The sequence below is a fragment of the Photobacterium sp. GB-50 genome (assembly GCF_003026755.1).
In the GTDB taxonomy this organism is placed as follows: domain Bacteria; phylum Pseudomonadota; class Gammaproteobacteria; order Enterobacterales; family Vibrionaceae; genus Photobacterium.
In genome coordinates, this window is the sequence record NZ_PYNX01000005.1 from 118243 (window position 1) to 134412 (window position 16170).

At 42.0% G+C, this 16170-nt stretch carries 15 protein-coding genes; 10 read left to right on the forward strand and 5 right to left on the reverse strand.

The window, feature by feature from the left end; all coding sequences use genetic code 11:
- Positions 1 to 298: 298 nt before the first annotated feature.
- Entirely contained in the window at positions 299 to 844 is a 546-nt protein-coding gene (ampD, locus tag C9J41_RS09370; RefSeq protein WP_107206566.1) for a 1,6-anhydro-N-acetylmuramyl-L-alanine amidase AmpD, read from the reverse strand.
- 250 nt (positions 845 to 1094) lie between these two features.
- On the opposite strand from ampD, the gene nadC reads away from it, so the two are divergent.
- From nadC to mutT, 9 genes are all read left to right on the forward strand, one after another.
- On the forward strand, positions 1095 to 1982 hold the full coding sequence (gene nadC / locus C9J41_RS09375; protein ID WP_107294487.1) for a carboxylating nicotinate-nucleotide diphosphorylase: 888 nt from the start codon (positions 1095 to 1097) through the stop codon (positions 1980 to 1982).
- Positions 1983 to 2301: 319 nt separating this feature from the next.
- Positions 2302 to 2727, forward strand: a complete 426-nt coding sequence (locus C9J41_RS22030) for a prepilin-type N-terminal cleavage/methylation domain-containing protein (protein ID WP_107294488.1) — start codon at positions 2302 to 2304, stop codon at positions 2725 to 2727.
- 9 nt (positions 2728 to 2736) lie between these two features.
- Positions 2737 to 4422 (forward strand): type IV-A pilus assembly ATPase PilB, encoded by a 1686-nt coding sequence (pilB, locus tag C9J41_RS09385; RefSeq protein ID WP_107294489.1) that lies wholly within the window; start codon positions 2737 to 2739, stop codon positions 4420 to 4422.
- A 43-nt stretch (positions 4423 to 4465) separates the two neighbouring features.
- Positions 4466 to 5689: a type II secretion system F family protein gene (locus C9J41_RS09390; protein ID WP_107294490.1), complete on the forward strand. Its 1224-nt coding sequence runs from the start codon at positions 4466 to 4468 to the stop codon at positions 5687 to 5689.
- Positions 5690 to 5806: 117 nt separating this feature from the next.
- Entirely contained in the window at positions 5807 to 6676 is an 870-nt protein-coding gene (locus C9J41_RS09395) for an A24 family peptidase (RefSeq protein WP_107260213.1), read from the forward strand.
- 3 nt (positions 6677 to 6679) lie between these two features.
- The gene (gene coaE, locus C9J41_RS09400) at positions 6680 to 7285 is read left to right on the forward strand and encodes a dephospho-CoA kinase (RefSeq protein WP_107292438.1); all 606 of its coding nucleotides are present in this window, start codon (positions 6680 to 6682) and stop codon (positions 7283 to 7285) included.
- A 64-nt stretch (positions 7286 to 7349) separates the two neighbouring features.
- On the forward strand, positions 7350 to 8096 hold the full coding sequence (zapD, locus tag C9J41_RS09405; RefSeq protein WP_369917495.1) for a cell division protein ZapD: 747 nt from the start codon (positions 7350 to 7352) through the stop codon (positions 8094 to 8096).
- Positions 8097 to 8103: 7 nt separating this feature from the next.
- Positions 8104 to 8319, forward strand: coding sequence for a DNA gyrase inhibitor YacG (yacG, locus tag C9J41_RS09410; RefSeq protein ID WP_107206559.1), 216 nt, complete (start codon positions 8104 to 8106; stop codon positions 8317 to 8319).
- A 4-nt stretch (positions 8320 to 8323) separates the two neighbouring features.
- Positions 8324 to 8728 (forward strand): 8-oxo-dGTP diphosphatase MutT, encoded by a 405-nt coding sequence (gene mutT / locus C9J41_RS09415; protein WP_107246333.1) that lies wholly within the window; start codon positions 8324 to 8326, stop codon positions 8726 to 8728.
- A gap of 106 nt (positions 8729 to 8834) precedes the next feature.
- On the opposite strand, the gene secA is transcribed toward mutT, so the two are convergent.
- Positions 8835 to 11567, reverse strand: a complete 2733-nt coding sequence (gene secA / locus C9J41_RS09420) for a preprotein translocase subunit SecA (RefSeq protein WP_107206557.1) — start codon at positions 11565 to 11567, stop codon at positions 8835 to 8837.
- 429 nt (positions 11568 to 11996) lie between these two features.
- Between secA and C9J41_RS09425 the strand changes: the two genes are divergently transcribed.
- Positions 11997 to 12455, forward strand: a complete 459-nt coding sequence (locus C9J41_RS09425; protein WP_199188055.1) for a DUF721 domain-containing protein — start codon at positions 11997 to 11999, stop codon at positions 12453 to 12455.
- A 70-nt stretch (positions 12456 to 12525) separates the two neighbouring features.
- Here C9J41_RS09425 and lpxC read toward each other — a convergent pair whose 3' ends face one another.
- The 3 genes from lpxC to ftsA form a co-directional block, all read right to left on the reverse strand.
- The gene (lpxC, locus tag C9J41_RS09430) at positions 12526 to 13443 is read right to left on the reverse strand and encodes a UDP-3-O-acyl-N-acetylglucosamine deacetylase (protein WP_005371241.1); all 918 of its coding nucleotides are present in this window, start codon (positions 13441 to 13443) and stop codon (positions 12526 to 12528) included.
- 283 nt (positions 13444 to 13726) lie between these two features.
- Positions 13727 to 14869 carry a cell division protein FtsZ gene (ftsZ, locus tag C9J41_RS09435; RefSeq protein WP_005371240.1) on the reverse strand — a complete coding sequence of 381 codons (1143 nt, stop codon included), beginning with the start codon at positions 14867 to 14869 and terminating at the stop codon, positions 13727 to 13729.
- Between the two features lie 32 nt (positions 14870 to 14901).
- Complete coding sequence (ftsA, locus tag C9J41_RS09440) at positions 14902 to 16158, reverse strand: cell division protein FtsA (RefSeq protein WP_005371239.1); 1257 nt, start codon at positions 16156 to 16158, stop codon at positions 14902 to 14904.
- Positions 16159 to 16170 lie beyond the last annotated feature (12 nt).

Here is a 16170-nt window from a genome sequence, read left to right on the forward strand (position 1 = left end):
CATAAAGACCGAATCATCGGATAATTGGTATTACCAATTATTTTACCGGGTGAAAGTTTACAGAAATAAATAAAGATGTCCACACGCAACTTGATTGAAATCATAGAACGAAGTTGGTTTTAACAAAAAATTAAACTTTTGACTTATTAATAAAACATTACATATTCAGAGCTAGAAACAGCCAAGCAACGAAAAAGGTGATAGGAAGGAATAAAAAGCAGAGTGATTATGAAAATTGGTCAGACCAATTTGACCAATTTCCATTCGTAAATAAAACTTTAGTCTAATAACTGCCCTTTTAAAGCTGTTTTTTAAACCGTCGCCAATCAAACGATAAACCAGGATCGGTTTTTCGTCCAGGGGCAATAAATTCATGCCCTGTTACACGCTCTCGGGTGATAGCGGGATAACGGCTCATCAAAGATTGAGTCAATTTTGTCAGCATTTGATATTGTTCAGAAGTATACGGCAGGTGATCTGTGCCTTCTAATTCGATGCCAATTGAAAAGTCATTACACTTATCCCGATCGTCAAACTTTGATACCCCCGCATGCCAAGCACGCTGATTAAAAGGCACAAACTGCACTATTTCACCATCTCGGCGTATCAAACAGTGAGCAGAAACACGAAACTGATGAATAATTTCAAAATACGGATCATCTGCAGGGTTTAATTGCCCAGTAAACAGCTGCTCAATATAAGGACCACCAAATTTACCCGGTGGTAAGCTTATATTATGTACCACCAGCAATGACATCTCGTCATGAGGTCTATTATCACAAAAAGGGGATGGCACACGCCTTGCTGTCTGTAACCAATGATCATCGTTAATCAATAACGTCATAATCCATCTTCTATTTACGTGTTACTAAAACCAAATTAGCAGGTAAAGTATCATTAGCTTATATTGAAAAGCCAATTTCCTCTCATCGCTTTTGCCTATCGCAGTAATAGATAGAAACAACCAAATATTTGGTGATTAACATTCGATTAACCCGTATTCACTTTATCCCACTCCTTTCTCACGGTATGATTTGCGCCATCATTCGCAGCACTTTTGCTGCTAAACGCGCAATGGATACAAGAAGACAGATATGGAACACAAACACGATAGCAGTGCCCGCCTCGCTTACCTTAAACAACTTCTCCCAATCGAGATCAGCCGTACTGTTGCCGATACACTTCGCGAAGATTTAGGTGGTGAGATTGATGCCAATCTCGATATTACAGCCAATCTAATCCCTGCCGATAGCCAAGGCGTTGCCACCATCATTACCCGCGAACATGGCGTATTTTGCGGCAAAATGTGGGCTGATGAAGTATTTAAGCAACTCGGTGGTGAAGTAAATATTGATTGGCACGTAGAAGATGGTGATGTGGTTGAGCCTAATCAAACCTTGTGTACCCTATCAGGCCCGTCACGAGCGCTGCTTACTGGCGAGCGTAACGCGATGAACTTTATCCAAACCCTATCCGGTTGCGCGACATTAACCGCCGAATATGTAAAACAGTTAGAAGGCACCAACACTCGCCTACTCGATACCCGTAAAACTGTTCCTTGTCTGCGTAGCGCATTAAAATATGCCGTGACTTGCGGTGGTGGCTTTAATCACCGTATTGGCGTGTTTGATGCTTACCTTATAAAAGAGAACCACATCATTGCTTGTGGTGGTATTGAGCAAGCCATCACTACAGCTAAGCAGCTTAATCCAAATAAACCTGTCGAAGTAGAAACAGAAAGTCTGGCAGAGCTAAAACAAGCCATTGAAGCCGGTGCTGATATTGTAATGCTGGATAACTTTACCTTAACCATGATGCGTGAAGCCGTCGCGTTTAACGCTGGACGCGTGGCATTAGAAAACTCAGGTGATATTACCCTTAGCAATATCCGCGAATGTGCTGAAACTGGCGTGGATTATATTTCGGTAGGTGCACTGACTAAGCACGTTAAAGCGATGGACTTATCGATGCGCTTTAAATAACACCTATTCACTATCAATTTTTTGTGACACAAATATTGAACTGGTACCTTAATTTATAAAGAAAGAGAAAAATAATCACTGATTTTTCTCTTTCTACTTCACATCTTACTGAATTTTATAAAAATCAAATCTAATTACGAGCGGTTACTCGCTTTGAGCTTTGCAACTTCTGCAACGCCTGATTTTTTTTTACCACCCGTGCCGAGCTATCCCTTTTTCGTTATTCACTCTAACAATAAAGCCTCTATTCTGAACATAATTCCATTAGCGAATTTATAACGTTAACGCATTTATTATTTTGTTACTTAAGGACAGAGAAATGAAAAAACAACAGGGTTTTACACTTATTGAATTGATGATCGTAGTAGCGATCATTGGGGTTTTAAGTGCTTTTGCTATTCCAGCATATCAAAACTACGTAGTGAAATCAGAGGCTTCTACTGGCGTAGCTACTTTAAGGGCTGTATTAACTAACTTTGACATGCAAGTACAAGAAACAGGAAAGGGGCCAATGACTTTAGCTGCTATTGGTACAACTGCAAGTGCAGCTGGTTCTCTTGGCGGATTAGCTCTTGACCCAGCATCACCAACAGCTGCATCAGGAGCTACAGGCGTTAAATTTACATTTTCACCTTCTAATGTCTCAAGTGTACTACAAGGTAAATACGCTAAATTCGAGAAGAGTACATCTGGTTGGACCTGTACAACTGATATCCCCTCTGAATATAAGCCTAAAGGCTGTTAATAACATAATATGCAAACCAACCTCGCTTCCATCTTGGCTCAAGCTAATTTAATTAGCCCAGAGCAAGAACAACAAGTGGTCGAGTTTGTTACGGCGGAAGGGATTAACGTCCCGACCGCCTTAACCCGTTTAGGTATCCTTAGTGATGTAGATTTAGCTGATAACTTGGCTAATTTATTTGGATTACAAAAAGTCGATGTTCACCACTATGACTATGACGGTTGTTGTCAAAGTGTTTACCAACGAGAATTAGTACTGCGTCATCGTGCGCTGCCATTAACCCAAGATGCCAACAGCTTATTTCTAGGGGTTAGCGACCCAACTAATGTGGATGCGCAAGACGAATTTCGTTTTGCAATCGGTAAAACTGTTGAGTTTCTAGTTTTAGAAAACAAACAATTAGAATCTGCCATTCGTCGTGTTTACGGCAGTGATATTGGTGAAACCAGTCATAGTAAACAAGTCAGTGATGCCGACTTAGGTGAACTGGTTGATATTAGTGATGCTGAACTCGATGATGCTACCGATTTAAGCCAAGACAGCGCTCCTGTTACCCGTTATATCAACCAAGTATTATTAGATGCAGTACGTCGAAAAGCCTCAGATATTCATTTTGAACCTTATGAACATAACTACCGGATTCGCTTTCGCTGTGATGGTATTTTGCATCAGCACTTAACCCCACCATCAAGCTTATCGCGCCGTTTATCGACCCGCTTAAAGGTAATGTCGAAGCTCAATATTGCCGAACGTCGCCAACCGCAAGACGGACGAATAAAGCTAAAACTTTCGGATAATTTGGCGATTGATTTACGTGTTTCTACCCTGCCGACTCTGTGGGGTGAAAAAGTCGTACTACGGATATTAGATAGCTCCGCAGCGAATCTTAATATCGATATTTTGGGTTATAATGATAAACAAAAATCCGATTATTTAACCGCCCTTGAACGCCCGCAAGGGATGATATTAATTACCGGCCCAACGGGTAGTGGTAAAACCGTCTCGCTGTATACTGGGTTAAATATTTTAAATACTGATGAGCGCAATATTTCGACTGCCGAAGATCCAGTAGAAATTAACCTGCCCGGTATTAACCAAGTACAAATTAATCAGCAAGTCGGCTTAAGCTTTGCCGATGCCCTACGTTCATTTTTGCGTCAAGACCCCGACATTGTGATGGTTGGTGAGATCCGTGATTTAGAAACAGCATCCATTGCTGTAAAAGCCGCCCAAACCGGGCACTTGGTATTATCAACCTTACATACGAATTCTGCCGCCGAAACCATTACCCGTTTAACCAATATGGGAGTGGAAGATTTTAACCTCGCCTCATCACTGAGCTTAATTATCGCCCAGCGTCTTGCCCGTCGCTTATGTAAAAGCTGCAAACAACCGCACCCGCTTGATCCGATCACCTGCCAACGATTAAACCTGCCACAAAACACCAGTGTATATAAAGCCAATAACGCCGGGTGCGATGATTGCAATAAAGGCTACGCAGGGCGCGTTGGTATTTATGAAGTCATGGTATTTAGCCGCGAAATCGCCGAAGCCTTAATGACCAATGCTACTGCACTGCAATTAGAAGATATTGCCGCCCAACAAGGGATGAAACGGCTTAAAGAATCCGGCATTGAAAAATTAACTGACGGCATTACCAGCCTTGCTGAATTACAACGGGTATTACAGTTATAACCTCCCCTACTTTGTATTAATTGTTTGATAGAGAATTCCGCTTATGAGTACAGCAGCCACTAAAATTCGTTATTACAACTGGCGGGGAACCAACCAAGCAGGGCGTAAAGTCTCAGGCACCACTTTGGGCTTTCAAGAACAAGAAGTGCGTCACCAACTGGTTGAACAAAAAATTGTGGTCAAAAAAATCAAGAAAACCTCACCCTCTTTTTTGACCAAAATGCGCGATCAAATGAAAGGGGAAGATGTCACTGCAGTAACCCGTCAGCTTGCCACCATGATCGAATCCGGTGTCCCTGTAGTACAAGCCCTTCAATTAATGGCAAGCAGTTATAATAAAGCTGAAATGCGCGCTACCCTGCTGCAAATTACCACCCAAGTTGAGTCTGGCGCTTCTCTTTCCAGTGCGATGCGTTCAAGCTCGCCACTGTTTGACAAATTCTATTGCGATTTAGTCGCAACCGGTGAACAAACCGGTCACTTAGGACAAGTCTTTGCCCGCATTGCAGTGTACCGTGAAAAAAGTGAAGCGATGCGTAAAAAAGTGATCAAGGCGATGATTTATCCTGCAATGGTTACATTAACAGCCGTTCTTGTTACCGTTTTAATGCTAGTCTTTGTTATTCCGCAGTTTGCCCAAATATTTAATGGCTTCGGTGCTGAACTACCAATTTTTACTCAAGTTGTTATCCATGCTTCAGATTTTCTCATCGCTTATGGCGTCTATCTTGGGTCTGGTGTTGGGGCAACGGTATTCCTATATCGTTATTTTTATAAAAAATCTGATGACTTTCGCTATAAAGCCAATCGGTTTGCCTTAAAGTTACCTATCTTTGGTGATGTATTACTAAAAGCGACCGTTGCCCGTTTTTCCCGCACTTTAGCTACTACTTTTATGGCGGGTATTCCATTGTTATCCGGCATTCAATCAGCTGGAAGAACCTGTGGCAACTTGTATATCGAAAAGGCGATTGAAGAAGTTTACGAAAGTACCGCTGGCGGTATGCCGCTGTATTTAGCCCTACGTCAATCAGGGGTCTTTCCTGAACTCATGTTACAAATGGTGATGATAGGTGAAGAATCAGGTTCACTCGATGACATGCTGAATAAAATGGCACAAATCTATGAAGCCGATGTTGATAATACCGTTGATAACCTCGGACAAATTTTAGAGCCGTTCATTATTATTATTTTGGGTGGCTTAATTGGTGGCTTACTGGTTGCCATGTATATGCCAATCTTCACCTTAATGAGTGTAATGGGTTAATACTATTTAAGTAACCACCTTATAAGTTAATCACTGTATTCATTCCCCATAATCATCGGCTAGGATCACCTAGCCGTTTGCCTTACAATAACCACCTAATTTTTAAGAGATCCTCACATGGCAGTACTTTCCTATTACCCTTGGTTATATCCCCTTTTTGCCGTTATTTTTGGTCTGTTAGTCGGTAGTTTTTTAAATGTGGTGATTTACCGCTTACCGATGATGATGGAACGCCAATGGCGTAAAGAGTGCCAAGAATGTTTTCCTGAAATGGATAACCAGCCAGACGATTCGGTCTTTAATTTAAGTGTGCCACGTTCACGCTGCCCACACTGTAATCACGCCATTAGTGCACTGGAAAATATTCCAGTGATCAGTTGGCTAGCTCTGGGCGGCAAATGCAAAGAATGCAAAGCGCCAATAAGCAAACGCTACCCAGCGATTGAATTACTAACTGCAGCAATGAGCTTAACGGTATCGCTGATGTTGCCACCGACATGGTGGGCAATCGTAGTGATCTTTTTCACCTTCGCGTTAATTGCGCTTACCTTTATCGATGTCGATAAAATGCTCCTGCCCGATCAAATTACCTTACCGCTAATGTGGGCGGGTATTTTACTCTCTGTAATGGGTATTAGCCCTGTATCTCTGACCGATTCGGTGATTGGTGCAATGGCAGGTTACTTATCACTGTGGAGCGTATTCTGGGTCTTTAAATTACTGACTAAAAAAGACGGCATGGGCTATGGCGACTTTAAATTACTCGCCGCATTAGGTGCATGGCTTGGCTGGCAGTTACTACCGTTTGTAGTGTTACTCTCATCTTTAGTCGGCGCGCTGTGCGGTATTGTATTGCTGAAAATGCAAGATGCTGATAACCAGACGCCATTCTCATTCGGCCCTTACCTTGCGGTTGCTGGTTGGATTGCATTGTTATGGGGCGAGCCTATTGTGAATTGGTATGTTACTTCGTACTTAGGAATGTAGATAATGAGTATTGTCATTGGCCTAACAGGCGGAATTGGTAGCGGTAAAACCACGGTTGCTAACTTATTTGCTGATAACTACGGCATTGATATTATTGATGCCGATATTGTTGCACGTGAAGTCGTCGAGCCGAATACCGTCGGTTTGAACACTATTATCGAAAAACTTGGTGCTGATATTTTACTTAAAGATGGTACGTTAAATCGGGCAAAACTGCGTGAGGCTATTTTTAGTCAACCTGAATTAAAGCAATGGTTAAATGAGCTACTTCACCCTTTGATCCGTGAAAAAATGCTGCATGATATTAAATTAAGCAAATCTCCCTATTGTTTATTAGTCGTGCCATTGATGGTTGAGAATAATCTACAAACCCTCACCAATCGTTTATTGGTTGTTGATGTCGATGAGCAAACCCAAATCGAACGAACACAACAACGTGATAATGTCTCAATTGAGCAAATCAAAAATATCTTAGCGAGCCAAGCAACGCGCCAACAACGGTTGGATGCCGCAGATGATGTCATTACTAATTTTGGTGATAGTCCAGCATTAACATTACAAATCGCGCAACTTCACAGGCAATATCTCAAAATGGATCATGAGCTGTAGTAAAATGACGTCTTAACTATGATAATTCTTATTACGATCTTGGCTCCTGTTTGGTATTCCCTTTATGCAAGCTACGCAAATGACGCGCTATGAACACCCTTTGACAGAAAAAGTCCGTATTTATTTACGCCTTGATTATCTCTTGCAACAAATGCATCACAGCAGCAACCAAAATGATCCTTGGCAATATAAAATCTTCTTCCATGCCCTTTTTGATTTGCTTGAGATCTTAGACCAAGTACAAGTTAAAACCGATCTTGCCAAAGATATAGAGAAACAACGTCAGCAACTGATGAATTGGTTAAACATTGATGGTGTTGACGAGTATGCGCTGCAACAAATGATCGATTCGATGGAGCAAGCCCATAAAGCGTTAATTTCATCTCCTCGCCTAGGACAGAATCTACGAGAAGATCGTTTTCTTTCCAGTATAAAACAACGTTTCTCGATTCCAGGTGGTAGTTGTTGTTTTGATCTGCCGTCATTACATCACTGGCTGCACCTTAGCGATGAACACAAACAACAGGCAATGAAAAGCTGGTTACATGAGCTTTCAGAACTTAACGAAGCACTCAATCTCTGGTTGAAGTTAACCCGAGAAAGCGCACAATATAAAACCAATCATGCCCGTAATGGCTTCTTCCAGTATGACGCTGAAGATGCCTGTTTATTACGGCTAGAAATTTGCGCTAAAGATGGCGTTTATCCTATGATATCGGGACATCGTAGTCGCTTTGCTATTCGTTTCTCTCCCTTTGTGGAAGGAGATCCTGTCGCAAGCGATATTGAATTTAAATTAGCCATTTGCTGAGGTTTTTGTGTCTCAATCAACAACCAATACCAATATTACTGTCGTAAAGTGTCCTACCTGTAAAACTGAAGTGGTTTGGGGTGAGCAGAGTCCATTTCGTCCTTTTTGCTGTAAACGCTGCCAATTAATCGATCTTGGCGAATGGGCGGAAGAAGAAAAATCTATTCCCGGTGCACCTGATCTATCAGATTCAGATGGCTGGTCTGACGATATGGGTTACTAACAGTATGGATAAAAAGCAAGTTTGGATTGCGGCAGGCATTATTTTAGATACAGAGAAAAAGCATATTTTCATTACCCGCCGTGCCGATAAAGCGCATCAAGGTGGCTTATGGGAGTTTGCTGGCGGAAAAGTAGAAACAGGTGAAACAGCAAAGCAAGCGGTTATCCGTGAACTGCAAGAAGAAGTCGGTATTCATGCCACTGACGTTGAACCTTTTATTAGCCTTGCTCATGATTATTCAGATAAATCATTAAAGTTTGATTTCTTTCTGATCCATCAATTTGATGGCGAAGCCTTTGGTAAAGAAGGTCAACCGGGGGAGTGGGTCGCTATCAATGCACTTGCTGATTACCCTTTCCCTGATGCTAATCAAGCTGTACTCGATAAAATACAGCAGTCTTTCGCTTAATAAATTAGCTGAAGATCCACTAGAATCTACATCATTAGCCTTGATTTTCAGCCAATAAAAAAGTCGCCCTAGAGCGACTTTTTTAGTATCTACAATAAAAACAATCTTAATTGATCTTACCGTGACATTGCTTGTACTTCTTACCAGAACCACAAGGACAAGGCTCATTACGACCTACTTTACGCTCTTCACGCTCGTAAGTACCTTGTTGAGCTTCAGGCTCTTCTGATGACTCATCAGTGATTTGGCTTTCTGCACTTTGATGCTGGAACTGTTGACGACGTGCTAGCATTTCTGCCATTTGACGACGCTCTTCTTCCATGCGATCAACTTCTTCCTGCTGCTGTACACGTACCTTACTTAAGATAGAAACAACATCACTCTTCAAGTTATCTAGCATTTCTTCAAACAGTTCAAACGATTCACGCTTGTATTCCTGCTTAGGGTTCTTCTGTGCATAACCACGTAAGTGAATACCTTGACGCAAGTGATCCATTGCCGCTAAGTGTTCTTTCCATAGCGTATCAAGGTTCTGTAGCATCACTGTTTTCTCGAAGTTACGTAGCACTTCAGCACCAACAACTGATTCTTTCTCACGGTAAACTTCAAGCGCTTTTTCTACAATGCGCTCACGAAGTGCTTCTTCGTAAAGTTTATCTTCGGTATCAAGCCAGTGTTGAATTGGTAACTCAAGATCGTAATCATCTTTCAGGCGAGTTTCTAGCCCTTTGATATCCCACATTTCTTCAAGCGATTGTGGTGGAATATAGCTATCCATTAATGCATTTAGCACGTCTTCACGGTTGTGCTCAATCATTTCGCTGATATCTTCAGCATGCATTAATTCATCACGTAATTCGTAAACCACTTTACGCTGATCGTTAGCAACATCATCAAATTCAAGCAACTGCTTACGAATATCGAAGTTACGACCTTCAACTTTACGTTGCGCGTTCTCGATAGCCTTTGATACCCAAGGGTGCTCAATCGCTTCGCCTTGCTCCATACCTAACTTCTTCATCATGCCTGAAACACGATCTGAAGCGAAGATACGCATTAAGCCATCTTCCATAGATAAGTAGAAACGAGAAGAACCTGCATCCCCCTGACGACCCGCACGACCACGTAGCTGGTTATCGATACGACGAGATTCGTGACGCTCAGTACCAATGATGTGCAAGCCACCTGACGCTAAGACTGCATCATGTTTTTCTTGCCATTTGGTTTTGATCTTCGCGATTTGATCATCAGTTGGATTATCGAGTTTTTCAACATCAGTCTTCCACGAACCACCCAGCATGATATCGGTACCACGACCGGCCATGTTAGTTGCAATAGTTACCGCACCCGGCGCACCCGCTTCTGCGATAATATCCGCTTCTTTTTCGTGGAATTTTGCGTTTAGTACGTTATGTTTAATGCCTTCTTTCTTAAGCGCATTAGACAGTAACTCTGATTTTTCAATCGATACCGTACCCACCAAACAAGGCTGACCGTTTTGTACACGCTCTTTGATATCTTGGCTAATTGCAGCAAACTTTTCAGTTTCTGTCATGTAAACCAAGTCACCGTTATCGATACGCGCCATTGGACGGTTAGTAGGAAGTACAACCGTATCTAGACCGTAGATAGACTGGAATTCAAACGCTTCAGTATCAGCCGTACCTGTCATACCAGAAAGCTTATCGTATAAACGGAAGTAGTTCTGGAAAGTAATCGATGCTAACGTTTGGTTCTCGTTTTGGATCTTCACGCCTTCTTTCGCTTCAACGGCTTGGTGAAGACCTTCTGACCAGCGACGACCCGGCATGGTACGACCAGTGTGTTCATCAACGATGATCACTTCGTCATCTTGAACGATGTAATCAACGTCTTTTTCAAATAACACGTGTGCACGTAAACCCGCGTTTACGTGGTGCAACAAGCTAATGTTTGCTGGAGAGTACAAGGTATCGTGCTCTGCCATTAAGCCATTTTTAATCAATAGCTCTTCAACAAACTCCTGACCATTTTCAGTTAAATAAGCTTGCTTCGATTTTTCATCGACTGTGTAGTGACCTTCACCACGGTACTCTTCACTATCTTCTTTATCTTGACGAACTAGTAAAGGAATTAATTCATTGATCTTAATGTACATTTCAGAGCTGTCTTCAGCAGGACCTGAAATGATAAGCGGAGTACGTGCTTCATCGATTAAGATGGAGTCAACTTCATCGACTACTGCGAAGAAACGTTCGCGTTGAACACGATCTTCTGGACGGAATGCCATATTATCGCGCAAGTAGTCAAAGCCAAATTCGTTATTTGTTCCATAAAGGACATCTGCGGCATACGCTTCTTTTTTTGCCGGTGGTGACATATTAGGAACATTTACACCTACAGTCATGCCGAGGAATTCAAATAACTCACGGTTAGTTTCGGCATCACGTGCTGCTAGGTAATCGTTCACGGTTACGATATGAACGCCTTTACCTGTTAAAGCATTTAAGTATGAAGGAAGAGTTGCTGTCAGAGTTTTACCTTCACCGGTACGCATTTCTGCAATTTTACAATCATTCAATACCATACCGCCAAGCAGCTGGACATCGAAGTGGCGCATACCGTAAATACGCTTGGATGCTTCACGAACGGTCGCGAAGGCTTCTGGTAGTAGTTGATCTAGCGTTTCACCTTGCTCTAAACGCTCACGAAATTCAGCTGTTTTTGCTTTCAGCTCATGATCTTGTAGGCTTTCAAATTGAGGCTCTAGCTTATTGATTTGATCAACAATTTTGCGCATACGACGCAGAGTGCGGTCGTTACGGCTACCGATAACTTTAGTCAGTAGTTTTGATAACATGGCGATGCCGTTTTCTCTTTGTTATATCAGCGTATCTATTGCTGAATCGCTTAATCTGGTTTCATTCTCTGGGGGACCGTAAGCAATCCCTGTCCCACTAGAATCGCCACAATGGTGACTAAGAGGATAATCCTGAAACTGTGTCATACTAATATTGCGTCATGAAAACCACTTTTCAAGGGGGCTTCATCAATAACCATCACCAAATAAAACGAGATGGCAATTTAACGCTTAAATACAACGCTGGCAGTAACAACACTTGCAGGTACATCTTTCAAGATATATTAACCTATATGAGTGATATAATAAGTCATATTAGTGTCATCGCCTATGAGAAAAGCAGGCTTAACACTTTTTATATTCGCAAAATTAGGATCATATCCGCAATTTTTCAACTTTGAGCAACATCATTACTTAGGATCACAGACGATGAGAGATCACCGTCCCCAAACTACCGGGGATCTTTTAGAGCAAACTGGGCTTAATAATATTCAACAACGAGCTATCGCATTAAGCCAGTTAAATACCGCGGTAAAGCAGCATATCAATTGTGCTGAACATTGCCGTGTGAGTAATTATCGTCAAGGTATTTTAATTGTAGAAACTGAATCTGCAGCTTGGTCGATGCGTCTTAATTACGAACGCCACACTTTGATGATGAAGTTACGAGAAACGCTATTGCCTAAGTTGCAAGATATTGAAATAAAAGTGAACCCTTCTCTTGCTGCAGTACAGAAGCAGCAACAAGAAAAAATACCCGATATTATACAAAAGCCCATCACAGAAGTTGCTGCTCAGCACCTCTTAGCAACGGCCGCAACCGCGCCAGAAAAAGTAAAAAAACGCTTAGAACGCCTTGCTTTATTAGCACAAAAACAAAAACGTTAGTGTAAATAAAACCAGATACAAAAACGCCGAGCAACTGCTCGGCGTTTTTTAATTCTTTTCGCATTTGGTATTAAGCAAGAACCATTCCTGGTTGAGCAAAAGTAACCGGTACCTGCTGCTCATCTTCAAAAGTGGACCATTCATAGGCTTCTTGATCAGCAAGTACTGCACGTAATAACTGGTTGTTTAATGCATGTCCTGATTTATAAGCACGCATTTCACCAATAATGTTATGACCACACATGTAGAGATCACCAATGGCATCCAATACTTTATGAGTCACTAACTCATTGTCAAAACGCAAACCATCATCATTAAGAATACGATAATCATCCAGTACAATAGCGTTATCGAAACTACCACCTAAACATAAGTTTTGTGATTGTAAGTATTCGATATCACGCATGAAACCAAAGGTTCGAGCGCGACTGATATTTTTAACAAAAGACTTACTTGAAAAATCTAACACTAGACGCTGCTGATCTGATTCAATCGCAGGGTGGTTAAACTCGATAGCAAAATCCAGACGGAAACCGTTATAAGGAACGAGCTCCGCCCATTTGTCGCCATCTTCAATGCGAACAGGTTTTTTGATACGTAAAAAACGCTTAGGCGCATTCAACGTTTCAATGCCTGCAGATTGAAGCAGGTAGATAAATGGGCTCGCGCTACCATCCATAATAGGAATTTCAGGTGCGTTAACTTCGATAATCACGTTATCGATACCCATACCTGCTAGTGCTGCATTCAAGTGCTCAACCGTTGAAATACGCACGCCCTCTTCATTTACAAGAGCTGTACATAACATGGTATCACGCACAGAATCTGCATTTGCAGGAAAATCCACAGGAGGATTTAAATCTGTACGACGATAAATCACGCCTGTATTAGCGGCTGCAGGACGCAGAATAAGCGTCACTTTACGTCCAGAGTGGAGACCCACACCAGTCGTTTGCACAATGCTTTTAAGTGTACGTTGTCTGATCATCTGCTCATATCTCAACTATTAAACAAACTTTTGTCACAAGCAACAAGGCTAAATAACACCCATTATCAGGCACAATTACGCGAAATGGGCATAAATAATACCATAAGCTACTAAATATCCAAAATAATTTGACATAGGCTAAGTGAGTGCCTTTAAACTAATCGTTAAAGGCACTAATAAGTTACTGATTATGTTGCGATAAAACCAAATATTTCAATACCGATATATTTAGTCTCATTGAGTTTTTATATACTCAATCAGCATCACCTATTAACTATAGATATTAGTCAGCTTGTTTACGCAAAAATGCAGGAATATCTAAGTAATCATGATCAGCTTGTGGCTTAGCTGCCGTCGCTTGACCATCATTATTAGTTACTGTCTTTTCTTCAGCAACAACTGTTTTTTCTTGTGCTACTGTCGCTTGAACAGGCTTAGATGAAGTCACTAGCGTAATATCCGCTTTCACTTCTTTACCAATACCTGTAGCAACAACTGTTACACGTAGTTCATCAGTCATATCTGGATCTAAAGATGTACCGATAACAACCGTTGCGTTATCAGAAGCGAATGCTTTCACTGTGTTACCCACAGTTTCGAATTCGTCTAGACGCATGTCCATACCTGCAGTGATGTTAACAAGAACACCACGTGCACCAGCTAGATCGATATCTTCTAGTAATGGACTAGAAATTGCCATTTCAGCCGCTTCTTCAGCACGGTCGTCGCCAGAAGCAACACCGCTACCCATCATCGCATGACCCATTTCAGACATTACTGTACGTACGTCAGCAAAGTCGACGTTGATCATACCAGGGCGTGTGATTAGCTCAGCAATACCTTGAACAGCGTTCTTAAGCACGTCGTTTGCTTTAGCAAAAGCGTCAAGCAATGTGATTCCACGACCAAGTACTTTTAGTAGCTTTTCGTTTGGAATCGTAATCAATGAATCAACATGCTTAGAAAGCTCATCGATACCTTGCTCAGCAAAAGCCATACGCTTCTTACCTTCGAAGCTAAATGGTTTAGTCACCACCGCAACAGTAAGAATACCTAGCTCTTTTGCCACTTCAGCAATGATTGGAGCAGCACCTGTACCAGTACCACCACCCATACCAGCAGCAATGAAGATCATATCAGAGCCTTCTAGCTCTTTTTTGATTGCTTCACGGTCTTCTAGTGCAGAATCACGACCTACTTGTGGGTTAGCACCCGCACCCAAACCTTTAGTGATATCACCACCGATTTGAATAACTGTACTTACGCTTGTTTTACGTAGTGCTTGTGCATCAGTGTTAACACTAATGAACTGCACGCCTTCGATAGATTCACGTACCATGTGATCGACAGCATTACCGCCGCCGCCGCCAACGCCAATGACCTTAATTACCGCTTCATCAGACATTTCCATCATCGGTTCAAACATGTGTTCTCTCCGTTATCCTGTTCGCATCAGGTTTAAAATTCTTTTTTTAACCAACCACTAATTCGTGAAAATAAACCAGTAACTGAACGTTTCGGTTCTAATTCATTTTCATCAAATGATTGACTGTCCTTTCCGTAATGCAGTAAGCCTACTGCAGTTGCATAAGTTGGGGCCTGAACATAGTCAGTTAAACCACTTAACTCTAAAGGTTGGCCAATACGCACTTGGTGACGGAACACCCGTTCTGCACATTCTGTCAAACCTTCCATTTGTGCAGCGCCCCCGGTTAGGACGATGCCCGCAGCTAAGTGGTGTTTAACACCCGCTTCACGCAACTGTTCTTGTACTGTTAACAGCTTTTGATTAACCAGCCCCAGCAATTCGCTGTAACGAGGCTCTATCACTTCTGCTAGTGTTTGGCTTTGTAAGCTACGAGATGGTCGACCTCCAACACTTGGGACATCAACCTTAGCATCTTTACTCACCAATTCACTCAGCGCACAGCCGTATTTCACTTTAATATCTTCAGCGTCACCCGGCGGTGTACCAAATGCATAAGCAATATCACTGGTTACTACATTACCCGCATACGGAATTACTGCCGCATGTCGTAATGCACCACCAGACCAAATAGCAAGATCCATCGTACCGCCGCCGATATCGACAACACATACGCCGAGCTCTCGCTCATCCGGTGTCAGTACAGCATAGCTTGATGCTAATCCTGAAAAAATCAGATGATCAACTTTCAAGTCACAACGCTCTACTGCTTTAACGATGTTTTTCGCCATGTCATTGTGACACGTGATCAAATGAACACTGGCTTCCATACGAACTCCTGATAAACCAACAGGGTTTTTAATCCCCTCTTGATAATCAATAGCAAACTCCTGAGGAATTACATGTAAAGTTCGTTGTTCATCGCTTAATTTTACTGACTTCGCCGTATGAATAACATTATCGACGTCGTCTTGTGTCACTTCTTTTTCAGAAATTGGCACCATGCCTTTTTCTGTTTGGCAACTAATATGTTTACCTGATAACGACAAGTACACGGAACTGATTTGGCATTCAGCCATTAATTCAGCTTTATCAACGGCTCGTTGTACTGATTTAACAACAGATTCAAGGTCATTGACCCCGCCTTTGTCCATTCCGCGTGACGGACTGCTTCCCATTCCGATAACATTCACCGTGTTATCGGGCAGCACTTCCCCAACCAAAGCCGTAACTTCGGATGTGCCGATATCAAGACCTACGATAAGTTTTTGATCTGCAGCCTTAGTCATTAACACACGCTC

What these genes read in the sequence shown, in the direction of transcription:
- coaE (WP_107292438.1), top strand. Translation starts at nt 6,680, where the DNA reads ATGAGTATTGTCATTGGCCTAACAGGCGGAATTGGTAGCGGTAAAACC.
- lpxC (WP_005371241.1), bottom strand. Translation starts at nt 13,443, where the DNA reads ATGATCAGACAACGTACACTTAAAAGCATTGTGCAAACGACTGGTGTG.
- C9J41_RS09425 (WP_199188055.1), top strand. Translation starts at nt 11,997, where the DNA reads ATGAGAGATCACCGTCCCCAAACTACCGGGGATCTTTTAGAGCAAACT.
- zapD (WP_369917495.1), top strand. Translation starts at nt 7,350, where the DNA reads ATGCAAGCTACGCAAATGACGCGCTATGAACACCCTTTGACAGAAAAA.
- nadC (WP_107294487.1), top strand. Translation starts at nt 1,095, where the DNA reads ATGGAACACAAACACGATAGCAGTGCCCGCCTCGCTTACCTTAAACAA.
- ftsZ (WP_005371240.1), bottom strand. Translation starts at nt 14,869, where the DNA reads ATGTTTGAACCGATGATGGAAATGTCTGATGAAGCGGTAATTAAGGTC.
- C9J41_RS09395 (WP_107260213.1), top strand. Translation starts at nt 5,807, where the DNA reads ATGGCAGTACTTTCCTATTACCCTTGGTTATATCCCCTTTTTGCCGTT.
- C9J41_RS22030 (WP_107294488.1), top strand. Translation starts at nt 2,302, where the DNA reads ATGAAAAAACAACAGGGTTTTACACTTATTGAATTGATGATCGTAGTA.
- mutT (WP_107246333.1), top strand. Translation starts at nt 8,324, where the DNA reads ATGGATAAAAAGCAAGTTTGGATTGCGGCAGGCATTATTTTAGATACA.
- pilB (WP_107294489.1), top strand. Translation starts at nt 2,737, where the DNA reads ATGCAAACCAACCTCGCTTCCATCTTGGCTCAAGCTAATTTAATTAGC.
- secA (WP_107206557.1), bottom strand. Translation starts at nt 11,567, where the DNA reads ATGTTATCAAAACTACTGACTAAAGTTATCGGTAGCCGTAACGACCGC.
- ftsA (WP_005371239.1), bottom strand. Translation starts at nt 16,158, where the DNA reads ATGACTAAGGCTGCAGATCAAAAACTTATCGTAGGTCTTGATATCGGC.
- C9J41_RS09390 (WP_107294490.1), top strand. Translation starts at nt 4,466, where the DNA reads ATGAGTACAGCAGCCACTAAAATTCGTTATTACAACTGGCGGGGAACC.
- ampD (WP_107206566.1), bottom strand. Translation starts at nt 844, where the DNA reads ATGACGTTATTGATTAACGATGATCATTGGTTACAGACAGCAAGGCGT.